Raw genomic sequence first — 21,752 nt, forward strand, 5'->3', positions numbered from 1 at the left:
ATACACAAAGACTCCCGCGGGAATGCGAGAAAGACGAGACCCCGCAGTGCAGCGAGGTGGCTCGACGCTCGCCCGCAGGAAAGCGAAGTATATTCTGACTGCGGACTAATTGAGAGTATAAGAAACCATCTTTCATACTAGCCTAAAATAAGCACTCCTCTGTTTAAGACAAAATCATCCGATTTAAAGAAGTAATATCATCTAACCTATTAATTGCTGCAAGCGAACTGTCATCAATTGTTTTATCAAAGGACAAAATCATAATTGCTTCCCCGCCAGCTTCCTTTCGACCAACCTGCATCGCCGCAATATTAATAGAACAGTCACCAAGAATTCTACCCACTCTGCCAATCACACCAGGTCTATCCATATGCTGAACATATAATAAATTTCCTTCTGGTTTAAAGTCAATATGAAATCCATTCAAGTACACAATGCGAGGTCCGTAGTTTTCAATATAAGTTCCTTTAACCGTAAAGCTAGTATGATCCCCTTTTGCTGTGACCGTAATCAAGTTAGAGTAGCCATGTGTATGATTAGCGATTTTTTCCCCTATCGTAATGCCGCGATCTTTTGCTGTTAACAATGCATTTACTTCATTAACAAATATATCTACACGGTTTGTGAAAAAGCCAGAAATCATCGCCTTTGAAAGATAAGTCGTTTCTAAGTCCGTAACAGAACCAGAATACGTAATCATTATTTCTTGAATCCCTTGTTTCAGGCATTGTGACAGAATAGCACCCATTTGTTTTGATAATTGATGAAATGGTTTTATTTTTTCAAAAATATCTTTTGATAATGCAGGTAGATTAATAGAGTTGGCAACGGGTTTTCCTTCAAGATACACTCTTACTTCTTGAGCGACCTGTGTTGCCACATTTAATTGTGCTTCTTTTGTTGATGCGCCTAAATGTGGTGTAACAATTACATTATCTAAGTTCACTAAAGGGTTATCAACCGGTGGTTCTACTTCAAATACATCAATTGCTGCTCCGGCGACATGACCATTTTCAATATATTGGGCAAGTGCTAACTCATCAATAATGCCGCCTCTGGCACAATTTAAGAAGTACACCCCTTTTTTCGTTTTGCGTAAAGCTTCGGCATTAATTAATCCTCTTGTTTCTGCTGTTAATGGAGTATGAACAGTAATAATATCAGCATTCAGAAGCAACTCATCTAAAGGACCGACTTTTACCCCTTGTTGTTCAGCTCGTTCTTTTGTTAAAAATGGATCGTAGACAGTTACATGCATTCCAAATACTTTTGCCCGCTTTGACAATTCAGAACCAATTCTGCCAAAGCCGATAATACCAAGCGTTTTTCCGTTTAATTCGGTTCCGACAAAGGCATTTCTTTTCCATTCTACATTTTTTACAGATGTATGGGCTTGAGGGATTTTTCTCATTAAGGCAGCCATCATAGCAAATGTATGCTCAGCGGTGGAAATAGTATTTCCATCTGGAGCGTTAACCACAATAACCCCTCTTTTGGTCGCTGCATCAATATCTACATTATCTACGCCAACACCTGCACGAGCAATTATTTTGAGATTAGGCATTTGTTGAAGCAACTCGTCGGTTACGGTAGTTGCACTTCTAATGAGCAAAGCATCTATCGAATGTAAATTCACATCTGGATCATCCGTCTTTTTTTGAATAATGTTTACTGATTGCATGTCTAATAAAGGCTGTAAACCGATTTCGCTAATGGCATCTGCTACTAATATTTGATACATATTCTACCTCCGCCTACTATAAAATGGTATTCTGTCTTTACAAGTAACATTGTTGTCTTTTATTATTGTTCATTTAAGCTAATTTCTCAAGAAAATTTGCATTTTTTTGAAAAGGGATACAAGAACAAATAAGAGAATTTTGTATTATTATAACTTAAACCTCGCATCATCAAATTCATTTGCATGTCTTGATATTACCAGCTTAGAACAATAAAATGGGAGGCTTGTTTTTTATTGTGGGGTTTGCTTTCCACTACGGGTTGCTTCGCTTTCCGCGGGGTGGGAGCTCTGAGCCTCCTCGGCGTTGCCTTGCGGGGTCTTTAACCTTCCCACATTTCCCGCAGGAGTCTTCGCACCCTCCGTTACAAGCAACCTGTTTTAGAATAAGTTCTTGTCTTCGAATTTCATTACAAGGTATCATTTCTAAATCATAGTAGCGTTGTTTTTTTATGTTATTATTCAACGTTGTTCTCCCAAAATGTGTACTTTTAGTCTATTTCTATAAGATGGATGTTATCACCAGTTCAACGACAGCAACTAACGAATCAAAACGGCTTGATTGGAGTGTAAGGTGCGAGACTCCTGTGGGATTTGCGGGTTAGATGAGACCCCGCAGGCGTTTGCGCCGAGGAGGCTCATCGCCCGCCCCACGGAAAGCGAGCATCCTGAAACGAGAATCTTGCCCCGATTTATAAGGAAGGAAGTTTGCAAAAAACACCCAAAAGATTAATCAATCACCCTTTTCTACTTGCTCTAAACCAAGTTATGCTAATACATGAAGAGGAATTTATAACTGCAAAGCTTGAGTTATAAAATTCCCACAAACAAAAATGCTAACATCTTCACAAAATGATTTTTATTTTGTATAATGATGAATGTATCATATTAAAAAAAATTAATATTGATCTATCTTCGGGGCAGGGTGAAATTCCCGACCGGCGGTGATGAAGGAAGACCTTCAAAGTCCGCGAACCTATTTCGATAGGTTGATTTGGTGAAAATCCAAAACCGACAGTACAGTCTGGATGGGAGAAGATGGAGGTTCCGCACCGTTCAAAAATCATATTTACGAACGTTTGTTTAGTATACCTTTAAACTACTCCCTCAAGTATATAACTACTTGGGGGTTTTTATTTCAGGTTGATAAACGTATGCTGGAATCTTTCTTCTTTAGGTGAGATGGATCCTAAAAAGGAGAAGAGAGAAAATGAAAAAAAAGATGAATGTAAGAACGTATGTAGCTGTTGGAATGTTAAGTGCGCTATCATATGTACTAATGATGCTGAATTTTCCACTTCCGGCATTTCCAACATGGCTGCAAATTGATTTTAGTGATGTACCTGCACTAATTGCTGCGATAATACTTGGACCTGCAGCAGGAATATTAGTAGAATTAATAAAAAATATGATTGATTATATGCTAACAGGAAGCGAAACGGGCATTCCAGTGGGACATATGGCAAACCTGCTTGCTGGTATATCTTTTATTCTGCCAACCTATTATATATATAATAAAATCAAGTCGAAACAAGGCATGGTTTTTGGACTGATTATCAGCACTGTGTTAATGAGTATTGTATTAAGTATTTTTAATTACTTTGTTCTTTTACCGGTATTTATAGAGTTAACTAAATTTCCAATGGATATAAAAGAAAATGTGCTGCAATTTATTCTGCCTTTTAACCTATTAAAAGGGGTTATGATTTCTGTTATCTTTATGCTTATCTTTACGAAAATGAATGCATGGATTCAAAAACAAATCCAGTATCGAAATGTTTGATCGATAAATAGGAAAGAAAGAAAAAACAGACCCGCATGCATAAGCGAAGGGGTCTGTTTTTTAGTGCTGAACATTATTTATTACTTAATGTCCATAAAAAAAGAACAGATAAGAACCTGTTCTTTTTTTATGGACTATTCAAATTTTAGTGCGTCGCCTTCAAATGGCTCGTCTGCCACTTTGATGGAATCTGTAGGGCATCCTTCAAAAGCATCTAACATATCATCTAATAACACGTCAGGAACTTCCACATTTCCTTCATTTTCATCTAAAGTAACAAAAGCAATGCCTTCATCATCATAATCATAAATGTCTGGTGCAGCTGCTCCACAAGCTCCACAAGCAATACATGTGTCTTTATCTACGATTGTATATTTTGCCATGAGTTAAATAACCTCCAATAATTTTCGTTAAGATATATACATTGTTTACAAATGATACTCCTCACTATTATCTTATTGTAAAACTGAATCTATAACTTTTCAATAAAAAATAACTAGTTCTTTTATAATGTAAGGTAAATTTCTATCAATTTCCTTGCATAAATAGACGATTAACGTGGTTTTCATGATAGAATATAGTATAACAAATTTCTACAAAATCAGTCATTCCCTGCTTTAAAGGAGAAGAAGTCCATGTCCTTTATCGAGACATTATTATTACACTGTTTGCAAAAAATAAATGGAGAAAGAACAATCTATTCTATCTTGCATGTGTTGAATGGGAAAAAAACTTCACAAACGATACAAGATATTCATCTTTTTCAATTAACTGCATTATTTCAGACTTTTCCCCAGTTAACACGAAAGGATCTCGAAACGATTATTATAAAACTTGTTGAAAAAGGTTGGATTGATCAAGTCGGTGAGCAGCGTTATCAAATAAAAAACAATAAAGAAATGAGTTTAGCTGGTTTATTGGAAAAACAGCCAATTCCAAAATTTTTAAAAGGATGGACATATCATCCATTAACAACTGCCGTTTGGGAAAGGTTTTCCTTATTGGTTCAAGTAGCTTCCCATCTTGAGGAGCATAAAGGCAGGTATTTTCCTGTTCAGCGTGATCGTTTTGTGCAAGAATGGCTGAAGGAAATGCTCTATTCCTTAAAAATACCACGAGATAAATTAAGTAGCACACTATATAAAGAAATAATAGAATGCCTTGATGAAAAAGAAATTCATCCACAGTTTTTGATTATAAGATTAACAGGGGTTCATTACATTGGTCTGACGACTGAACAGGCAGCAGCAGCGTTAAAAATGGATGTCGATTATTATCATTTGAATTTTTTAGCTACTTTACATTTTATGATGCAAAAAATTGTAGAAGCCGACAATCGGTTCCCACTGTTAAAGACAATGATCAAAACAAATGAGCAGTTTTTATCATTGACGAAATCTACTGCCAAGACATATGAATATATTCAATTAGGGTATTCTATAGAAGAAATTACGGCTATTCGCCAATTGAAAAAAAATACGATAGAAGATCATATTGTGGAGATGGTCTTGAATATTCCATCTTTATCGATTGAGGAGTTTGTTGATAAAGAAAAAATAAATCAAGTTAAAACTTGTGCTAAACAAACTTCCTCGAAATCATTAAAGCAATTAAAAGAAAAGTTAAGCCATATAAGTTATTTTGAAATCCGTATTGTTCTTGCAAAGTTTGGTGATAAATGGTGAATTTAGAAAAAGATTTAAAAAAATTATTTCATTTTGATACTTTTAGACCTGGGCAGAAAGAAGTGATTTCCTCTATATTAGATAGAAATCATACATTGGCTATGCTGCCCACGGGAACGGGGAAATCGTTGTGCTATCAATTTCCAGCTCTACAAATGGATGGGATCATTATCATAATTTCGCCGCTTTTATCATTAATGCAAGATCAAGTTGAACAGATGAAAATGAATGGGGAAAAAAGAGTTGTAGCCCTTAATTCCTTTTTATCGAGAACAGAAAAAAACTATGTGTTGGAAAATATACGGAACTATAAATTTTTGTTTATTTCTCCAGAAATGATTAGAAATACACAAGTACTTGAACTATTGAAAAAAATGACTATAGGTTTGTTTGTGATAGATGAAGCGCATTGTATCTCTCAATGGGGCTATGATTTCCGACCTGAATATCAAAAATTAGGAGAGGTAAGAAAAACGTTAGGTTCTCCGGTTACACTAGCATTAACGGCAACAGCAACAGAAGAAATTAGAAAAGACATAAAAAAGACATTGTTTCTTGAAGACGTAGTAGAAGTGATTTATTCCGTTGATCGTCCAAATATAGCACTTTGTGTCGAAAAAATACCCACTTCAAAAAAGAAAATGAGCAGACTGTTTCAATTGGTGGAAAATTTACAAGGACCAGGTATCATCTATTTCTCAAGTAAAAAAATGGCGGAACAAACGGCAGCATTTCTTCGCGAAAAAGTGAAAAAAAATTGTACAAGCTATCATGGGGGAATGTCTCAGGAAGATAGAATTCTCATTCAACAGCAATTTCTTAATGGACAACTTGATGTGATTTGTGCAACAAGTGCTTTTGGAATGGGTATTAATAAAGAAAATATTCGCTTTGTTATCCACTTTCATATGCCGTCCCAATTTGAATCGTATCTTCAGGAAATTGGCAGAGCAGGAAGAGATCAGCAGCCAAGCGTAGCTATCCTTTTATATGTGCAAGGAGATGAATTCCTTGCACACCAATTGGCAGAGATGGAATTGCCAACGGAACTGCAAATAAAACAGCTGGAATTGTCCTTGGCAGCATACAACAGGTACGAAGAATGGGAAATAGTGGAGAAGAATTGGTTAGAAAGTCATTTTTCTGAGACACAGTGGAGAGTTTTGCAGGCGTATATTTTTTCAGAAAGAAAGGACAGGCAGCTATTAATAAAAAAACTGCACTCTTTTAATCATCATCGCCGCATACGTTTGGAAAAAAAGAATCAAAAAATAGCTGATTTCTTACATTGGATACATGGGGAAACATGTAGAAGAAGAAAGATTACAGACTATTTTGCGGAAAAAAATAATCCGATAGCTCTGCAGAGATGCTGTGATAGATGCGGTTTGGAATTGTCCGACTATTTTGGGAAGCGATCGATGCCTTCAGAACCTGAAGGAAATGTTAATTGGAAAGAGTTATTAGGGCAAATTCTTTTGAAAAGTGAGTGAACGAATGAATAAAGAAAAGTATTTTGGAGTTATTAATCAGTTATCAGATAAAGAATTAGTGAAGCATTTATATTTAACACAAGCTTTTTTACTGCTTTTATCCATTTTGTTAAGTACAATTGTTTTTCCGTTCAACTGGTCACTTTTTCAATTTGATTTCCAACAGTTTTTAATTGGTATAGCAGCAGGTTTAATGGTTGTGTTCATAGATATTATATGGATGAAGGTTTTACCAGAGAAGTATCATGATGACGGTGGACTGAACCATCGGGTTTTTGCTAGCAGAAACCCGTTTCATATTGCGATTATTGCAGCAACGGTTGCTTTTAGCGAAGAGCTTTTGTTTCGTGGCATAATCCAAACAGAATTCGGCTTATTGATAAGCAGTGTTGTTTTTGCTCTTATTCATTATCGATATTTATTTAATTGGTTTTTATTTGCAAATATCATCCTATTAAGTTTATTGATTGGATACATCTTTCAATTAACCAATAACCTTTGGGTTACTATTATCATGCATTTTTTAATTGATTTTCTGTTAGGAATTATTATTAGATATAAATGGTTTGGATACAAAGTGAATAGAGATAACCATTCATTGTCTTCACCCGTTAAAAATGAATAAAGGTAAATGAATAAAGCATCATCCTTTTAAGATAAGGAACAAGTTGGCGAGGAATTATCGTGTATTTTTATTATGATGGTAAACCGCTGGAGATAGATAAACAGAATTAGAACAAATGAATAGTTAGGGAAGGGATGTTATGACGAGAGAAGATCCTTACAGAGTGCAGGCGGAAATACAAAAAAAGAGAATCCCTCGTATGGATAAGTCAATGGAACAAAAAACAGAAAATCTGGAGAAAACAATTGAGAAAGAAAAATTACCACCAAGAAGTAGTGTTCACCATAAAAAAAGAAAAAAGAAAAAGTTTAAAACACCGATTATTACCTTATTAGTATTTATTTTTATACTATTGCCAATTACTTTATTGCTTCTTAATAAAACCCTTTTTGAACGAGGAATTTCTAGTATTGTACCAGCTGATTCGTCCTCTAATCTGTTTGAAAAAGTAGATATTCAACAGGACCAGGATGCAGAAGTGGATACAGAAGAAACAGTAAAGACAGAGGATGATAACAAGACAACGAAATACAATGTAAATAAAGAAACAAATAAAAATCAAAACACAGAAACGGAAAACAACACCAGCGTTGACCAAAAACAGCAGAATGCAGAAGAAAAAGCCACTGAGAAGAGTGCTGACAAAACAGTTCAAAAAGAGCAAACAGCTCCTGTGAAAAAAACCACAACGGAAACAAAAGAAGTAAAAAGAGAACAAAACACAAAAAAGGAAACTATTACTTCCAATCAAAAATCGGGTAGCCAAAAGGAAGAGGAAACAAACAAAACATCACCAGAAGAAAAAGAAACGGAAAACAAAGAAACAAAACCAGAAGGAAAAGTTGTTTATCATACTGTAGCACAGGGTGAAACATTATTTCGAATTGCTATGAACTATTATCACTCCAATAAAGGGGTAGAAATAATAAAAGAAGCTAATCACTTAGCGAGCAATGAAATTCAGGCTGGCCAATCTTTAAAAATACCGCTTCCTTAAAAAAGCACATGTCGGTTCTTGTTTCCATATTTCTACAGTGAAAAGCCTAATCAAGCTAGGGTTGCTTTAAGTAATTTTTTTAAGTTTTTCATATCTAAAGGAGTGCAGCATTGTCTCTTTTTATCTAAAAAGGATGTCTAACTTGTCCTCTCTCTTCATATATTTATTTAGTGAATACATTATGTATATTTGTATTAAATCTAAAAAGGTATTTAGAAGGGAAGGCAGGAGGAATGGAAATTTCTATCCAAAAGTTAGACCGCTATACAGATGAAGCAACAAAAACGATGCTTGAAAAACTCGTGGCAAAGAAACGAAAGTATGATTTATTAAATAAGCGCCATTTATTAATAATGTGGTTAACTATTTTTTTAGCATTTGTTTATTCATACTGGTTATATAAGCAAATCGCTATACCATATGCTCATTCTTTTGCCGTTATGTTTTCGGAATTTGTACAAGGGAAGTTTAATTTATATGCGACGATAATCATTGTTGGATGTTTTGGCTTTATGAATATATTAAAGCAAAAAAAAGATAAAGCAGAAAAAGAATACCATCAACTTCGCTGTGAAATAATTGATAAAAGCAAGGATTTATGGAAAAAAGAAGAAGAGTGGAAAAATCGTCATAAAGTTTTTGAGATGATGAAACAGCAATATGATATTAATTTATTCCATGAAACAAAATAAAGAGAGACGTAAATTGTATCAATACATGCTGCTGTCTCTCTTTTTCGTCTCTTATTTCATTTGTTTAGAAGATTCTTTTCTGATTCCGTTCATCTTTTAAAATTTCTACAGCTTCTCGGAAACGTTGGGAATGAACAATCTCTCTTTCACGCAAAAAACGTAAACTATCATTTAAATCGGGATCATCACTCATATTAATAATCCATTGATAGGTAGCTCTTGCCTTTTCTTCTGCGGCAATATCTTCATATAAGTCAGTAATGGGATCTCCTTTTGCTGCGATGTATGTAGCAGTCCAGGGATTTCCGGCAGCATCATGATAAAATAATGCATGCTCATGGTTGACATAGTGATCACCAAGTCCTGCTGCTTTTAATTGGTCGGGAGTTGCGTCTTTTGTAAGTTTATAAATCATTGCAGCTATCATTTCGAGGTGGGCAAACTCTTCTGTCCCTATGTCTGTCAGTAATCCGATTACCCGGTCAGGTATAGAGTAGCGTTGATTGATATAACGGAGAGCGGCAGCTAGTTCGCCGTCAGCTCCCCCATATTGCTCAATAAGGAATTTAGCTAACATCGGGTTGCAGCTGCTGACTTTTACAGGATATTGTAATTTTTTTTCATATAACCACATAAGATACCAATCTCCTTTTTTTATAAAGTAAAGCAAAAAATTTACATATCAGACGTTAACTTTTGAGCTCTTATGTCTAGTTGTATCAACCAAATGCTTTTGACTGAAATTTTGTAATATCATACTTGCCAAGGCCATGGAGTTGAATCCCAATCCCAAGGGGAACTAGAATAACTATTACCGTATTGCAGCAAAGGTCCATATTTGCTTTCGTATATTTTTTTGAATTTTTCTCGTTCTTTTGCATAATGATTGAATTGATTGATGGCGTCTTTATCATGGTGGTGCGTATCTAAATACAATGTTAATTCAACAAGGACAAAATCTACTGCTTGCAGCTGTTCTAACAGTTGATAATATTCTGGCGGCAGCTGTTTCATCTTGTGCTCCCCCTTTCTGTTTTTTCATAGGGGCTATAATATGGATCATAAAATGCTTTCCATAATGTTCCTGCTTTTAGTGCTTCCATTGGAGAAAATTGGGGTAGATTTGGTGGCTGGAATCCCATATAAAGGTTGGGTGGAGTCGAATAGGTTTTTGTTTTTATAGGTGGACAAGGATCATTTGGGCTAATATAAGGTTGGTATTGTTTATAAAACGAACTCATGAAGTAAGTCCTCCTTTTTTTGTCTAATCTTTAAATAATATGAAATAATTTTTATTTCATGCTTTTGATTTTTTTTATAGTAAATGTTATTGAGACACGAATGTTTTTCGTTTTTTTGTTAAGTGAATTGGAGGATTGCTTCAGGTGTGTGTTTATGAAGACTACCTTGAAAAGAGGGTTCCTTACACTCTTAAATAGTCCGCAGCCTGCATACACTTCGCTTTCCTGCGGGCGAGCGCCGAGCCTCCTTCGTTTCATGAGCTACGGGGTCTCGTCTTTCTCGCATTCCCGCGGGAGTCTGCGTGTATTCTGACTGATCTCTGGTTATATAAGAAACCTGCTTCTTTTCATGTGCTGTGGTGCAAATTTTGGTTGTATGGGTGTCTACCCTAAAAAAACGTTTTGGTTCTCTCAATAAGTCCGCAGCCTGCATACACTTCGCTTTCCATGGGGCGGGCGCCGAGCCTCCTCGTTTCACTGCGGGGTCTCGCCTGTCCCGCTAATCCCATAGGAGTCTTCGTGTATTTCGGCTGCTCCTGGTTCAGACTAAGATCATAAAAAATGGAAACTGCCTCATTTCTTGCCTAAATGGTGCGAATTTAGTTTGCGGGGGTTAATTCTGGTAGATAGTGGCTTATTTTGTTTATAAATAATGTGCATGCTTTATAAAATGTCTTAAGTTAATTAGTGATTGAAAGGGAGAATTAAATGAAAATGTTACTTTTTCTACTGCTGTTTTTTATTATTGTTATTATTATCGGAGTACTTTTATTGATAAAAATGTACAAACTTGCAAATGAAAATAATGTGAAATATGAAGTGCTTTTTTTTCCGGATTTCCCACGTTCTTTTAAAGAAATTTCGATTTTTTTTATTTCGGATATTCATAGAAGGGTGATTGCAGATTCTATTATAGAGGAAGTAAAGGAAGTTGCTGATTTGGTATTTATTGGTGGGGATTTATTGGAAAAAGGAGTTAGTTTTGAGCAAGTAAAAGCTAATATTCAAAAGTTAAAACATATTGGTGCTGTATTTTTTATTTGGGGAAATAATGATTATGAAGTAGATACGGATACTTTACAAGCATTGTTGGCAGAGGAAGGAGTTACTGTTCTAGATAATAAAACAATAACCTTCAAATCGGAACAGGGCGAAGAGTGGAATTTAGTCGGTATTGAAGATTATTCGATGGAGCTGGATCGTTTAGAAGATGCATTGAAGGAAACCAAGCAGGATAATTTTAAGCTTTTATTAAGCCATAATCCGAAAATAATCTCAGAATTAAAAAGAGAAAATCATATCTCTGTTGTATTAAGTGGACATACACATGGCGGTCAAATTAGAATTTTTGGATTCGGCCCATATGAAATAGGCGGAACAAAGGTAGTTGGAAATACAACTCTTATAGTAAGTAATGGATATGGCACCACTTCAGTTCCCTTTCGATTAGGAGCAAAGCCGGAAACACATGTGATAAAAATAAAAAATACAAAAGATCGATAAAAGGTTTTTGTGTAATAACCTCAACTTTAATATATCTTTTTTAATTAAGCTTAATTACTTAAGCTTAATTACTTAAGTTTCGTCATTAATTATTTGCAATTTCACCTGCGAAAAGATTAAACTAAGCACCCTTTTCTTTCTGTTTCATAAGCTACAGTAAGAGTTTTTCATGGAGCAGGAGGCAATGTCATGCGCTTAGAAAGATTGAATTATAACAGAATAAAAATACATCTAACTTTTGATGATTTATATGAACGCGGCTTAACAAAAGAAGATATATGGAAAGACTCGATCAAATGGCAGTATTTTTTTCATGAAATGCTAGAAGAAGCAAATGATCAGTTTGGGTTAGAGATAAACGGTTCTGTTGCAGTAGAAATCTTTTCATTAAAAGCACAAGGTATGGTTATGATTTTGACAATGAGTGATGAAGAAGATGAAGAAGAAGAAGATCTTTTAAATGAGGGATTTTTGGAAATGCAAGTGACTGTTGAAGAAACAGTCGATATACTCTATGAATTTTTGGAGTTTGAAGATGTAATCCAAGTATGCAAACAGCTTGACTATGTTGGATTTAAAGGTGGAAATTTATATAACAAGGATGGCAAGTATTATTTATGTTTTGTGGATATAATCGCTCAAAGAGAAGATCAGATGGTAGCATTATTAGGGGAATACGGGGAATATTGCTTAACAAGTGTGCCAATCATACAAGAATATGGAAATACCATTTGTGAAAATAAAACAATTGAAACGGTCACTTCCTATTTTTAATTTACATTACTTAAGAAGGATGGGGAAGAACTCATCTAGTAAGGCGGCATACATACTTGCTGCTATACATCAAATATACGCTAGAACAGCTCTGAAGAGTAAAAGTTTTTCGAGATAATTCCACCTAACACTCGCCAAATATAGGATAATTAGGATATACAAAACCCTATTATATTGATATTTGGGAGGATTTTTTTTATGATAACTAGAAAAGACAAACGTGATAAAGAAAAAGGGATAAACTTTTTATTCGAGTTTCTGAAAACGCAGAAACACTTTTTTAAAGATTTTAATAAGTTGCTTAAAAAAGTAAAGGATCCAAGACACCAGGGCTATACCATTTATGACCCAGAAGTCCTTTTGATGATGGTTATTTTAAAAAACACCTGTAATCTAAAAAGCATGCGTGAAATGACGAATGAATTCAACAAGGACGAGTGCATTGAAAATATAGGAAAAATTTTAGGGATTGAACATTTGGAAGAATTACCCCACTATGACACAATCAATAATTTTCTTTCTCGGTTGAAACCAGCAGAACTTGAACATATCCGAACGTACATGATCAAAGAATTATTGAAAAAGAGGTGCTTTGATTCTTATCGGATTGAGGGGAAATATTGGGGCGTTATCATTGATGGTACAGGCATTTTCACGTTTAATGAAAAGCATTGTGACCACTGCTTGAGACGAAATTACAAGGAAAAGGATAAGGAAACGGGTGAAGAAAAAACAAAGACCATCTATATGCATCACGTCCTAGAAGCTAAATTGGTTGTTGGAGATATGGTGCTGAGTGTTGACTCAGAATTTATTGAAAATGAATCGGAAGACGTGGAGAAACAAGATTGTGAACTAAATGCTTTTTATCGATTGGCTACAAGACTTAAAGACACATTCAAACGGCTGCCCATCTGTATCATTGCCGATAGTCTTTATGCGTGTGAAAAGGTCTTTAACCAATGCAAGAAATATAAGTGGAACTATTTATTTCGATTCAAGGAAGATCGCATCAAAAGTATTGCCAGTGAGTTTCAGGTATTAAAAAATATGGAAGACAATGTCTTGAATATAAATGAAGATAGCCAACAAGGAAGAATTACTTGGGTGAACGGAATTGTTTATAGGGAACATCAACAAAGTGTGCTGGAATACGAAATGGAGACGAAAAAGGGAAAACAAAAGTTTCTTTTCCTTACCAACATAAAAATCACAAAAAAGAATGCCAAAAGGCTCGTTAACACTGGACGAAGCCGTTGGAAAATAGAAAACGAGGGATTTAACAGACAAAAAAACCTACGCTATCACATTCAACACGCAAGCAGTAAAAATTACAATGCCATGAAAAATCATTATTTATTGGCCCAGATTACAGAAATCATAATGGTGCTTCATGAGCAAGGGTCGAAAGCATTGAAGCGCGTCAAAAAAACGGTAAAAGAAATATCCTCGCGACTGTTAGAAGCCTTGCGCGGGCAAACACTAACAAACGAGGATATAGTACAACTGGGAAAACCAATGCAAATTAGATTTACCTAGTGCCATAATTATAACAAAAGGATGTGGTGTTGGGAAAGAGAAAAGTAGTTATCCACAATTTCACAATGGAAATGACGAAATTGGCTTGTCTTTTTTGGTAAAAAGGACGAAAATGACAATGGTAAATTTTTACATGTGAATAAGTTACTTTAACATCTTTCACATTTTTTTATCAAAGTTTACTCCTCGGAGCTGACGCTAGAAAGATAAAGTTGATTCTTTTTACTTTTTATTCTTTTTATAAAAAGCTTCTAACAAAACCTTTTCTATTTGCTCTATTTTGAGTCAAATTAAACGAAAGCAAAAGGAAACTGAAGCTTTTATAGAAGGACAATAAGTAACGAAGAAACTTTATCTTTTTATTTGGCTGTTTTTATATAGATTATTAAGTATTACAAGGACATAGACCACCATGCTAGTCAAGATCCTCATCATCGCACATGAAAAGAAGCAGTTTCTCTAGGTTTTTTGTTAGTTGAGATTAAGTCTGTATCATTGTGTAAAAAAGAAAGTTTAACCTAAATATAAATGATTTAAAAGCATTCGTTATGAATTCTGATATTGATACAGTAATAAAAGCATCCATTGTGTTGATGTTAAATGTATCAGCTGCAGACTATTCGAGAGAGCCAAACCTTTTTTTCAGAGTAGACACCCTTGTAACCAAAAATTTGCACCATTAAGAATAAAATAGGCGAGTGCGATTGAGTTTGTTGTTATGTTGAAGCAGAGAGCAGCCTGCAAACACGAAGACTCCCGCGGGAATGCGAGAAAGACGAGACCCCGCAGTGAAACGAGGAGGCTCGACGCTCGCCCGCAGGAAAGCGGAGTGTATGCAGGCTGCGAACCATTTTGAGAGCACCACTTCCCATGTAAACAAAATTTGCACCATGCTTGGTACATAAAAATAAGCAACATTCCATATGGTTTTATGACCTAAGTTTGAAGCAGGGAGCAGCCTGCAAACACGAAGACTCCCGCGGAAATGCGAGAAAGACGAGACCCCGCAGCGCAGCGAGGAGGCTCGACGCTCGCCCGCAGGAAAGCGGAGTGTATGCAGGCTGCGAACTCATTGAGAGAGCAACCCTTTTTTTAACGGTAGCCTAAATACACTTCGTTTTTCACAGACTACACCTAAGATGAGAAAATTTACATAATAAAAGAAGAAAAAGCATAAGTTTCATTGGTAAAACAATTTAAAAATGTTAAAATAAAAGCAAGATTTTCTATTGAAAAAAGGCAAGACGAATAGGAATTAATAGCAAACCTATTATTTTTTATCTTTTAATAATTACAGCAGGATGACGGACAAAGAGTATGTTTTTGGAATATACTGTTAGTGAAGTTGATTATCAACTAATAAACATCTATCCATAGTAATAACCGTAAAAAAGAAAAGAAACTTGAAATATTGAATAGTACTCTTGCAATAAAAACGCAAACGTGTATACTGATTTTGAAAATGATCAAATAAACAGAACAAAATCTTATTTATATAACAAAAATCTACAGTAAAATACAACAAAAGAATAGCACAACAATGGACTTGCTTCTTCTTTATTTGATAGAATAAAAAAATTATTTTGTAGTTTTTTAGGAGGATTTAGAATGGTAGCCAAAAAATCTAACGAGAAAAAACAAACGGAAGAGCAGCATGATGTTTTAAAGTCAACGCAAACAATTATTCACAAAGCGCTAAATAAATTGGGATATTCAGATGAAGTTTATGAACTCTTGAAAGAACCTATTCGAATGATGACTGTTAAGATTCCGATCAGGATGGATGATGGAAGCGTCAAAATATTTACTGGCTACCGGGCTCAGCATAATGATGCTGTTGGGCCAACAAAGGGAGGAATAAGATTTCATCCTCAAGTATCTGAAACTGAAGTTAAAGCATTATCGATTTGGATGAGCTTAAAATGTGGAATTGTAGATCTACCATATGGAGGCGGGAAGGGCGGAATTGTCTGTGACCCTCGTGATATGTCCTTTCGTGAATTAGAAAGACTTAGCCGTGGATATGTTCGTGCAATCAGCCAAATTGTTGGTCCAACAAAAGATATTCCTGCACCTGATGTGTTTACAAATTCGCAGATCATGGCATGGATGATGGATGAGTATAGCAGAATTGATGAATTTAATTCTCCAGGATTTATAACTGGAAAACCCCTCGTTTTAGGGGGTTCACATGGGCGAGAAACAGCTACCGCCAAAGGGGTAACCATTTGTATTAGAGAAGCAGCTAAACGAAAAGGCATTTCAATTGAAGGTGCTCGTGTTGTGGTACAAGGCTTCGGTAATGCTGGAAGCTTTCTAGCGAAATTTATGCATGATGCTGGAGCAAAAATAATTGGCATTTCTGATGCGTATGGCGCTCTTCATGATCCAAATGGCTTGGATATTGATTATTTATTAGATAGACGAGATAGTTTTGGAACTGTGACGAATTTATTTAACAAAACGATTACTAATCAAGAATTGCTAGAATTAGAGTGCGATATATTAGTACCTGCTGCTATTGAGAATCAAATAACAGAACAAAATGCAGATAAAATAAAAGCAAGTATTGTTGTTGAAGCTGCAAATGGACCAACTACTATGGAAGCAACTCGAATTCTTTCCGAAAAAGGAGTACTGTTGGTACCAGATGTGTTAGCATCAGCTGGCGGAGTGACAGTTTCTTATTTTGAATGGGTGCAAAATAACCAAGGCTTTTATTGGACAGAAGAAGAAGTAGAAGAAAGACTAGAAAAAGTGATGAGCAAATCATTTCAAAACATTTACGAAACTGCTCAAACAAGAAGAGTGGATATGAGGTTGGCTGCTTATATGGTAGGTGTCAGAAAAATGGCCGAAGCTTCCAGATTCAGGGGATGGATTTAAAATCGTCATTTACTATTGTATATTTTCGGAAAATCTCCTATGCTAATTTTAGGAGATTTTTTTTAGGGTAAGAAAGTATAAGATTTTTGAACTTAGATCAGTGTCTAGCGCAAGCAGCTAGCCGCTGTGAAGGAGAACATTTTTCTTCGGAGCTGAACAAGGCGCTTGCGCTTTTCTTAATAAAGCACTGTTAAAACTGTTTCGTTTTTATGTTGAAGCAGCGAGCAGTCAGAATGCACGAAGACTCCCGTGGGAATGCGAGAAAAACGAGAGATCCCGCATTGAAGCGAGGAGTCTCGAAGATGAACCCACAGGAAAGCGAAGAGTATTCTGACTGCGGATTTATTGAGAGTGTAAGGAACGCTTTTTTCAGGGTAGCTAATAAAAAATAAAATAAAGTCAAATGTTTTTCATCTTTAAAGGATGGATGAACGAAGTTAGGAGTGTATAAAGATGAAAAAAGAAGACGCTATAATTATAGGCGGAGGTCCATGTGGATTAGCTGCTGCAATTGCTTTAAAAAAATTGAATCTAAACCCAGTTATTATTGAAAAAGGAAATGTTGTAAATGCTATTCATGGGTATCCTACCCACCAAACTTTCTTTAGCACAAGTGAAAAACTAGAAATTGGCGACGTGCCATTTCTAACAGAACAGTATAAACCAAACCGCAATCAGGCTTTAGTATATTATCGAGAAGTGGTAAAAAGAAAACAGCTTCGTATACATGCATTTGAAGAAGTAATAAGTGTCGAAAAAACAGCAACCGATGAATTAATCGTAAAAAGTACAAAAGAAGAATACATAACTCCCTATCTTGTAGTTGCAACAGGTTATTATGATCATCCAAACTATATGAATGTGCCAGGAGAAAACCTTCCTAAAGTTATGCATTACTTTAAGGAAGCACATCCATATTTTAATCATGATGTGGCAGTAATTGGTGGCAAAAACTCAAGTGTAGATGCTGCTATTGAACTTGTGAAAGCAGGAGCAAGGGTAACGGTGTTATATAGAGGCACGGAATATTCAACAAGCATCAAACCATGGATTCTTCCTGAATTTGAATCATTAGTGCGCAACGGTATAATAAAAATGGAATTTAATGCAAACGTTGTTGAGATTGAAGAAAAATCATTGCGTTATCAAGTGAATGGAAAATCATTTGAAATAAAAAATGATTTTGTATTTGCAATGACGGGGTATCATCCGGATCATACTTTTTTGAAAAGAATGGGTGTTGAGGTAGAAGAATTAACCGGAAGACCAGTTTATGACCCTGAAACGATGGAAACAAATGTAAAGGGGATTTTTATTGCTGGAGTGTTGGCAGCAGGAAACAATGCAAATGAAATTTTTATAGAAAATGGCCGTTTCCATGGGGGACAAATAGCAGAGGCTATTTCAAGTCGCGGCAATTAATCGAAGTTGGATAAAAAGGGAAATGAGGTTGGAACATGTTGGCGATTTTATCTGCTGGGATTGCTCCTGGTTTAGCACTGTTAAGTTATTTCTATTTAAAAGATCAATATGATTCTGAACCTATTTCCCTTGTGTTTAGAGCATTTATTTCTGGTGCATTACTAGTTTTTCCAATTATGTTTATTCAATATGTATTAGATGTAGAAATGATTTTGCCAAATGGAATATGGAGTTCGTTGTTATCAACAAGCTTATTAGAAGAATTTTTTAAATGGTTTATTTTATATTATGCTGCCTATCAGCATGTGGAATTTGATGAACCTTATGACGGCATTATATATGGTGCTTCCGTTTCTTTAGGGTTTGCGACCGTTGAAAATATTTTATATTTAGTGGCAAATGGGGTCGGGCATGCTTTGGGAAGAGCCTTATTGCCTGTTTCGAGCCATGCTTTGTTTGGTGTAATTATGGGATATTATTTAGGAAAAGGAAAGTTCACGAATCCTCGAGGGAAATGGGTGTTTTATTCCTTATTTATTCCTTTTTTGCTACATGGTATATATGATTATATTGTAACTCTGCAGAAAAACTGGCTGCTAGTTATTACCCCATTTATGCTTTTTTTATGGTGGACAGGATTGCGAAAGGTAAGAATGGCAAGGGAATTAAGCAAAGAGCATTATCAAAAGTATGCTAATATTAATTAGCGTTTAGATAAATTACTGGAAAATAGAAAAAGGAATTAATTACCGATAACTTCTTGTTTATTTTAATGAAGAAATAAAAAAGGGCAGAACCCTTTGTTGCATTAAGGTATTTGGACTGTTGGGGCATAGTAAATGGAATACGATAATGAAAGAAACAGAATGAAACTCACTCATTCTGTTTTTTTATTGTATAAAAATCCATTTGCTACAAAAAATAGAGTTAATGTTAATAGTATTTACTTCTGGGGGTAACAATCGTGAAAAAAAAATTATTACTCACAAAAATTACAATCATTTTTTCTCTATGCCTTATATTGGCGCCTTTGCAAGAGGCAAAACATCATGCATATGCATTTTCAAATCAAGTTATACAGCATGGTGCTGTTGGTGATGATGTCATTGAGCTACAGGCAAGACTACAATATGTAGGCTTTTATAATGGGAAAATTGATGGAGTTTTTGGATGGCAGACATATTGGGCGTTAAGAAACTTTCAATATGAATTTGGATTACCAATTGATGGAATGGCAGGCTGGAAAACAAAATTAAAGCTTGCTGATGCATCGAAATATAATGAAAATTTTGTCAAAGAACAAATTAATAAAGGAACTAAATTTAGTCATTATGGAGGAGTGGATGTTAATAAACAAAAATCTCCTTCAGCTTCAAAAAAACCAGCGAATGATAGTGCAAAAGGTGGAGGTTCTCAAGGCAGTAGCAGTGGGGATAATGCTAAAAAATCAACCAGCAATAATACGGCAAACTCAGGACAGTCTGCTACTCAAAATAAACCGACTGCTGCAAATGTTCCAAATGGATTTTCACAAAATGATATTCAATTAATGGCAAATGCAGTATATGGGGAAGCGCGTGGAGAACCTTATACAGGTCAAGTTGCCGTTGCAGCAGTAATTTTAAACCGAGTTAATAGTGCTTCTTTTCCAAATACAGCTTCAGGGGTAATTTTTGAACCTGGTGCTTTTACAGCAGTGGCTGATGGGCAAATTTGGCTAACACCAAATGAAAAAGCGAAAGAAGCGGTATTGGATGCAATCAATGGATGGGATCCTACAGGCAATGCTTTGTATTACTTTAATCCGGATACAGCAACAAGTGCATGGATTTGGACAAGACCACAAATTAAACAAATAGGAAAACATATTTTCTGTAAATAAAGAGGTGAGAAAATTGCTAAGAGGAATATTAATAGCAGTACTAGTGATAGGAGTTGCAGGAGTCGGATTCTGGGGCTACCAAGAACATAAAGAAAAAAATGCGATTCTAATGAATGCAGAAAATAATTATCAAAGAGCTTTTCATGATTTAACGTATCAAGTTGATTTATTGCATGACCAAATAGGAACTACTTTAGCAATGAATTCTCAAGAGTCTTTATCGCCGGCTTTAGCAGATGTTTGGAGAATAACATCTGAAGCGCATAGTGATGTAGGGCAATTGCCGCTGACATTATTACCATTTAATAAAACGGAAGAATTTTTGGCGAATATTGGAGACTTCAGCTATCGAACGGCAGTAAGAGATTTAAACAAAGAACCATTATCGGATAAAGAATATAGCTCATTAAAAAAATTATATGGGCAGGCAGGAGAAATTCAGAATGAATTGCGAAATGTTCAACATGTCGTCCTTAAAAACAATTTACGTTGGATGGACGTTGAAATGGCGATTGCTACTGGAAATGAAGCAAAAGACAATACGATTGTAGATGGTTTAAAAACAGTTGAACAAAAAGTAGAAGGTTATGAAGAATCTTCTTTTGGTCCCACATATGTGAACATGGAGAAAAAGGATGAGAACTTTAAAAATTTAGAAGGCTCTACCATCTCTAAAGAAGAAGCAATTAAAATAGCGAAAAAATATGCAGGTTTTAAAGGGGATATTGAACAGAAAATAACCGCAAATGGAAAAGGGTCTAACTATGGGTTTTATAGTGTAACATTATTGGAAAAAGATTCAAAATTAGAAGCGAGTATGGATATTACGAAAAAAGGAGGATATCCAATCTGGTATATTCTTTCAAGAGACGTGAACAAACAAAAGATAAGCTTAAATGAAGCAGGAAATAATGCGGTGAAATTTTTGAAAGACAATAATTTTAAAGATCTCGCTCTGTTTGAAAGTATGCAATATGATAATATCGGTGTATTTTCATTTGTAACAGAAGTCGATGGAGTAAAAATATATCCAGACAGCATTAAAATAAAAGTTGCCCTTGATAATGGAAATATTGTTGGCTTTGCTGCTGAGGATTATTTGCAGGCCCATAAACAAAGAGAAATTGCTGATCCTACGATTTCCAAAGGAGATGCACAGAAAAAAATTAATAAGCAAGTAAAAATTATGGATGACGGGCTTGCCATTATTATTAATGATATTAATGAAGAAGTCCTTTGTTATGAGTTTATTGGAACATTAGGAGAAGACACATACAGAATATATATTAACGCTAAAAATGGTATAGAGGAGAAAGTGGAGAAGCTTAAAAATGCTGAACCAGTATATGAAGAAGTGGTATAAGTAAGTATCAGCATATTTAGACAGAGGCGAAAGATGTTATAAAAAAGCTATCAGCACATGTAATCGAACTTCTCATAAATCTCGATATAACGAAGATTTATGAAAAAGGATACACATGCTGATAGCTTT

19 protein-coding genes and 1 riboswitch are annotated in these 21,752 nt (G+C 35.2%); of the genes, 14 read left to right on the forward strand and 5 right to left on the reverse strand.

Going from position 1 to position 21,752, the window contains the following annotated elements; all coding sequences use genetic code 11:
• Positions 1-163: 163 nt before the first annotated feature.
• Positions 164-1,741, reverse strand: a complete 1,578-nt coding sequence (gene serA, locus AC5LWL_RS10615) for a phosphoglycerate dehydrogenase (RefSeq protein ID WP_493434282.1) — start codon at positions 1,739-1,741, stop codon at positions 164-166.
• Positions 1,742-2,645: 904 nt separating this feature from the next.
• A riboswitch (FMN riboswitch) is annotated at positions 2,646-2,782 on the forward strand.
• 166 nt (positions 2,783-2,948) lie between these two features.
• Here serA and AC5LWL_RS10620 point away from each other — a divergent pair.
• A complete protein-coding gene (locus AC5LWL_RS10620; RefSeq protein WP_493434283.1) occupies positions 2,949-3,521 on the forward strand; it encodes an ECF transporter S component in 573 nt (190 codons plus the stop codon).
• A gap of 134 nt (positions 3,522-3,655) precedes the next feature.
• Here the strand turns inward: AC5LWL_RS10620 and AC5LWL_RS10625 are convergent, their stop codons facing one another.
• Positions 3,656-3,904, reverse strand: a complete 249-nt coding sequence (locus tag AC5LWL_RS10625; protein ID WP_493434284.1) for a ferredoxin — start codon at positions 3,902-3,904, stop codon at positions 3,656-3,658.
• A gap of 252 nt (positions 3,905-4,156) precedes the next feature.
• On the opposite strand from AC5LWL_RS10625, the gene AC5LWL_RS10630 reads away from it, so the two are divergent.
• The 5 genes from AC5LWL_RS10630 (at position 4,157) to AC5LWL_RS10650 (ending at position 9,013) form a co-directional block, all read left to right on the forward strand.
• Positions 4,157-5,206, forward strand: coding sequence for a YpbB family protein (locus AC5LWL_RS10630; RefSeq protein ID WP_493434285.1), 1,050 nt, complete (start codon positions 4,157-4,159; stop codon positions 5,204-5,206).
• Positions 5,200-6,699: a RecQ family ATP-dependent DNA helicase gene (locus AC5LWL_RS10635; RefSeq protein WP_493434286.1), complete on the forward strand. Its 1,500-nt coding sequence runs from the start codon at positions 5,200-5,202 to the stop codon at positions 6,697-6,699. Before AC5LWL_RS10630 ends, AC5LWL_RS10635 begins: the two co-directional genes overlap by 7 nt.
• Positions 6,700-6,703: 4 nt before the next feature.
• Complete coding sequence (locus AC5LWL_RS10640) at positions 6,704-7,324, forward strand: CPBP family intramembrane glutamic endopeptidase (RefSeq protein ID WP_493434287.1); 621 nt, start codon at positions 6,704-6,706, stop codon at positions 7,322-7,324.
• 139 nt (positions 7,325-7,463) lie between these two features.
• Positions 7,464-8,321 (forward strand): LysM peptidoglycan-binding domain-containing protein, encoded by an 858-nt coding sequence (locus AC5LWL_RS10645; protein WP_493434288.1) that lies wholly within the window; start codon positions 7,464-7,466, stop codon positions 8,319-8,321.
• A gap of 233 nt (positions 8,322-8,554) precedes the next feature.
• Positions 8,555-9,013 (forward strand): YpbF family protein, encoded by a 459-nt coding sequence (locus tag AC5LWL_RS10650; protein WP_493434289.1) that lies wholly within the window; start codon positions 8,555-8,557, stop codon positions 9,011-9,013.
• A gap of 64 nt (positions 9,014-9,077) precedes the next feature.
• Here the strand turns inward: AC5LWL_RS10650 and AC5LWL_RS10655 are convergent, their stop codons facing one another.
• From AC5LWL_RS10655 to AC5LWL_RS10665, 3 genes are all read right to left on the reverse strand, one after another.
• Positions 9,078-9,647, reverse strand: a complete 570-nt coding sequence (locus tag AC5LWL_RS10655) for a manganese catalase family protein (protein WP_493434290.1) — start codon at positions 9,645-9,647, stop codon at positions 9,078-9,080.
• A 119-nt stretch (positions 9,648-9,766) separates the two neighbouring features.
• Complete coding sequence (locus tag AC5LWL_RS10660; protein ID WP_493434291.1) at positions 9,767-10,027, reverse strand: spore coat protein CotJB; 261 nt, start codon at positions 10,025-10,027, stop codon at positions 9,767-9,769.
• Entirely contained in the window at positions 10,024-10,254 is a 231-nt protein-coding gene (locus AC5LWL_RS10665; RefSeq protein ID WP_493434292.1) for a spore coat associated protein CotJA, read from the reverse strand. Before AC5LWL_RS10665 ends, AC5LWL_RS10660 begins: the two co-directional genes overlap by 4 nt.
• A gap of 708 nt (positions 10,255-10,962) precedes the next feature.
• Between AC5LWL_RS10665 and AC5LWL_RS10670 the strand changes: the two genes are divergently transcribed.
• From AC5LWL_RS10670 to ypeB, 8 genes are all read left to right on the forward strand, one after another.
• The gene (locus AC5LWL_RS10670) at positions 10,963-11,757 is read left to right on the forward strand and encodes a metallophosphoesterase (protein WP_493434293.1); all 795 of its coding nucleotides are present in this window, start codon (positions 10,963-10,965) and stop codon (positions 11,755-11,757) included.
• Positions 11,758-11,946: 189 nt separating this feature from the next.
• Positions 11,947-12,531, forward strand: coding sequence for a genetic competence negative regulator (locus AC5LWL_RS10675; RefSeq protein WP_493434294.1), 585 nt, complete (start codon positions 11,947-11,949; stop codon positions 12,529-12,531).
• A gap of 198 nt (positions 12,532-12,729) precedes the next feature.
• Positions 12,730-14,070: a transposase family protein gene (locus AC5LWL_RS10680; RefSeq protein WP_493432582.1), complete on the forward strand. Its 1,341-nt coding sequence runs from the start codon at positions 12,730-12,732 to the stop codon at positions 14,068-14,070.
• Positions 14,071-15,678: 1,608 nt separating this feature from the next.
• On the forward strand, positions 15,679-16,956 hold the full coding sequence (locus tag AC5LWL_RS10685; RefSeq protein WP_493434295.1) for a Glu/Leu/Phe/Val family dehydrogenase: 1,278 nt from the start codon (positions 15,679-15,681) through the stop codon (positions 16,954-16,956).
• Positions 16,957-17,409: 453 nt separating this feature from the next.
• Positions 17,410-18,378, forward strand: coding sequence for a YpdA family putative bacillithiol disulfide reductase (locus AC5LWL_RS10690; protein ID WP_493434296.1), 969 nt, complete (start codon positions 17,410-17,412; stop codon positions 18,376-18,378).
• A 35-nt stretch (positions 18,379-18,413) separates the two neighbouring features.
• Positions 18,414-19,085, forward strand: coding sequence for a glutamic-type intramembrane protease PrsW (gene prsW, locus AC5LWL_RS10695; RefSeq protein WP_493434297.1), 672 nt, complete (start codon positions 18,414-18,416; stop codon positions 19,083-19,085).
• 257 nt (positions 19,086-19,342) lie between these two features.
• Positions 19,343-20,260: a spore cortex-lytic enzyme gene (sleB, locus tag AC5LWL_RS10700; RefSeq protein WP_493434298.1), complete on the forward strand. Its 918-nt coding sequence runs from the start codon at positions 19,343-19,345 to the stop codon at positions 20,258-20,260.
• Positions 20,261-20,273: 13 nt separating this feature from the next.
• Positions 20,274-21,623 carry a germination protein YpeB gene (ypeB, locus tag AC5LWL_RS10705; protein WP_493434299.1) on the forward strand — a complete coding sequence of 450 codons (1,350 nt, stop codon included), beginning with the start codon at positions 20,274-20,276 and terminating at the stop codon, positions 21,621-21,623.
• Positions 21,624-21,752 lie beyond the last annotated feature (129 nt).

The organism is Niallia sp. WK069_GA_01, assembly GCF_983173855.1.

Excerpts from the sequence above, each read along its gene's own strand:
- AC5LWL_RS10640 (WP_493434287.1), top strand. The coding sequence starts at position 6,704 with ATGAATAAAGAAAAGTATTTTGGAGTTATTAATCAGTTATCAGATAAA.
- AC5LWL_RS10675 (WP_493434294.1), top strand. The coding sequence starts at position 11,947 with ATGCGCTTAGAAAGATTGAATTATAACAGAATAAAAATACATCTAACT.
- AC5LWL_RS10635 (WP_493434286.1), top strand. The coding sequence starts at position 5,200 with ATGGTGAATTTAGAAAAAGATTTAAAAAAATTATTTCATTTTGATACT.
- AC5LWL_RS10665 (WP_493434292.1), bottom strand. The coding sequence starts at position 10,254 with ATGAGTTCGTTTTATAAACAATACCAACCTTATATTAGCCCAAATGAT.
- AC5LWL_RS10660 (WP_493434291.1), bottom strand. The coding sequence starts at position 10,027 with ATGAAACAGCTGCCGCCAGAATATTATCAACTGTTAGAACAGCTGCAA.
- AC5LWL_RS10620 (WP_493434283.1), top strand. The coding sequence starts at position 2,949 with ATGAAAAAAAAGATGAATGTAAGAACGTATGTAGCTGTTGGAATGTTA.
- AC5LWL_RS10650 (WP_493434289.1), top strand. The coding sequence starts at position 8,555 with ATGGAAATTTCTATCCAAAAGTTAGACCGCTATACAGATGAAGCAACA.
- AC5LWL_RS10630 (WP_493434285.1), top strand. The coding sequence starts at position 4,157 with ATGTCCTTTATCGAGACATTATTATTACACTGTTTGCAAAAAATAAAT.
- AC5LWL_RS10690 (WP_493434296.1), top strand. The coding sequence starts at position 17,410 with ATGAAAAAAGAAGACGCTATAATTATAGGCGGAGGTCCATGTGGATTA.
- AC5LWL_RS10645 (WP_493434288.1), top strand. The coding sequence starts at position 7,464 with ATGACGAGAGAAGATCCTTACAGAGTGCAGGCGGAAATACAAAAAAAG.
- AC5LWL_RS10680 (WP_493432582.1), top strand. The coding sequence starts at position 12,730 with ATGATAACTAGAAAAGACAAACGTGATAAAGAAAAAGGGATAAACTTT.
- AC5LWL_RS10625 (WP_493434284.1), bottom strand. The coding sequence starts at position 3,904 with ATGGCAAAATATACAATCGTAGATAAAGACACATGTATTGCTTGTGGA.
- serA (WP_493434282.1), bottom strand. The coding sequence starts at position 1,741 with ATGTATCAAATATTAGTAGCAGATGCCATTAGCGAAATCGGTTTACAG.
- AC5LWL_RS10655 (WP_493434290.1), bottom strand. The coding sequence starts at position 9,647 with ATGTGGTTATATGAAAAAAAATTACAATATCCTGTAAAAGTCAGCAGC.
- AC5LWL_RS10670 (WP_493434293.1), top strand. The coding sequence starts at position 10,963 with ATGAAAATGTTACTTTTTCTACTGCTGTTTTTTATTATTGTTATTATT.
- AC5LWL_RS10685 (WP_493434295.1), top strand. The coding sequence starts at position 15,679 with ATGGTAGCCAAAAAATCTAACGAGAAAAAACAAACGGAAGAGCAGCAT.
- prsW (WP_493434297.1), top strand. The coding sequence starts at position 18,414 with ATGTTGGCGATTTTATCTGCTGGGATTGCTCCTGGTTTAGCACTGTTA.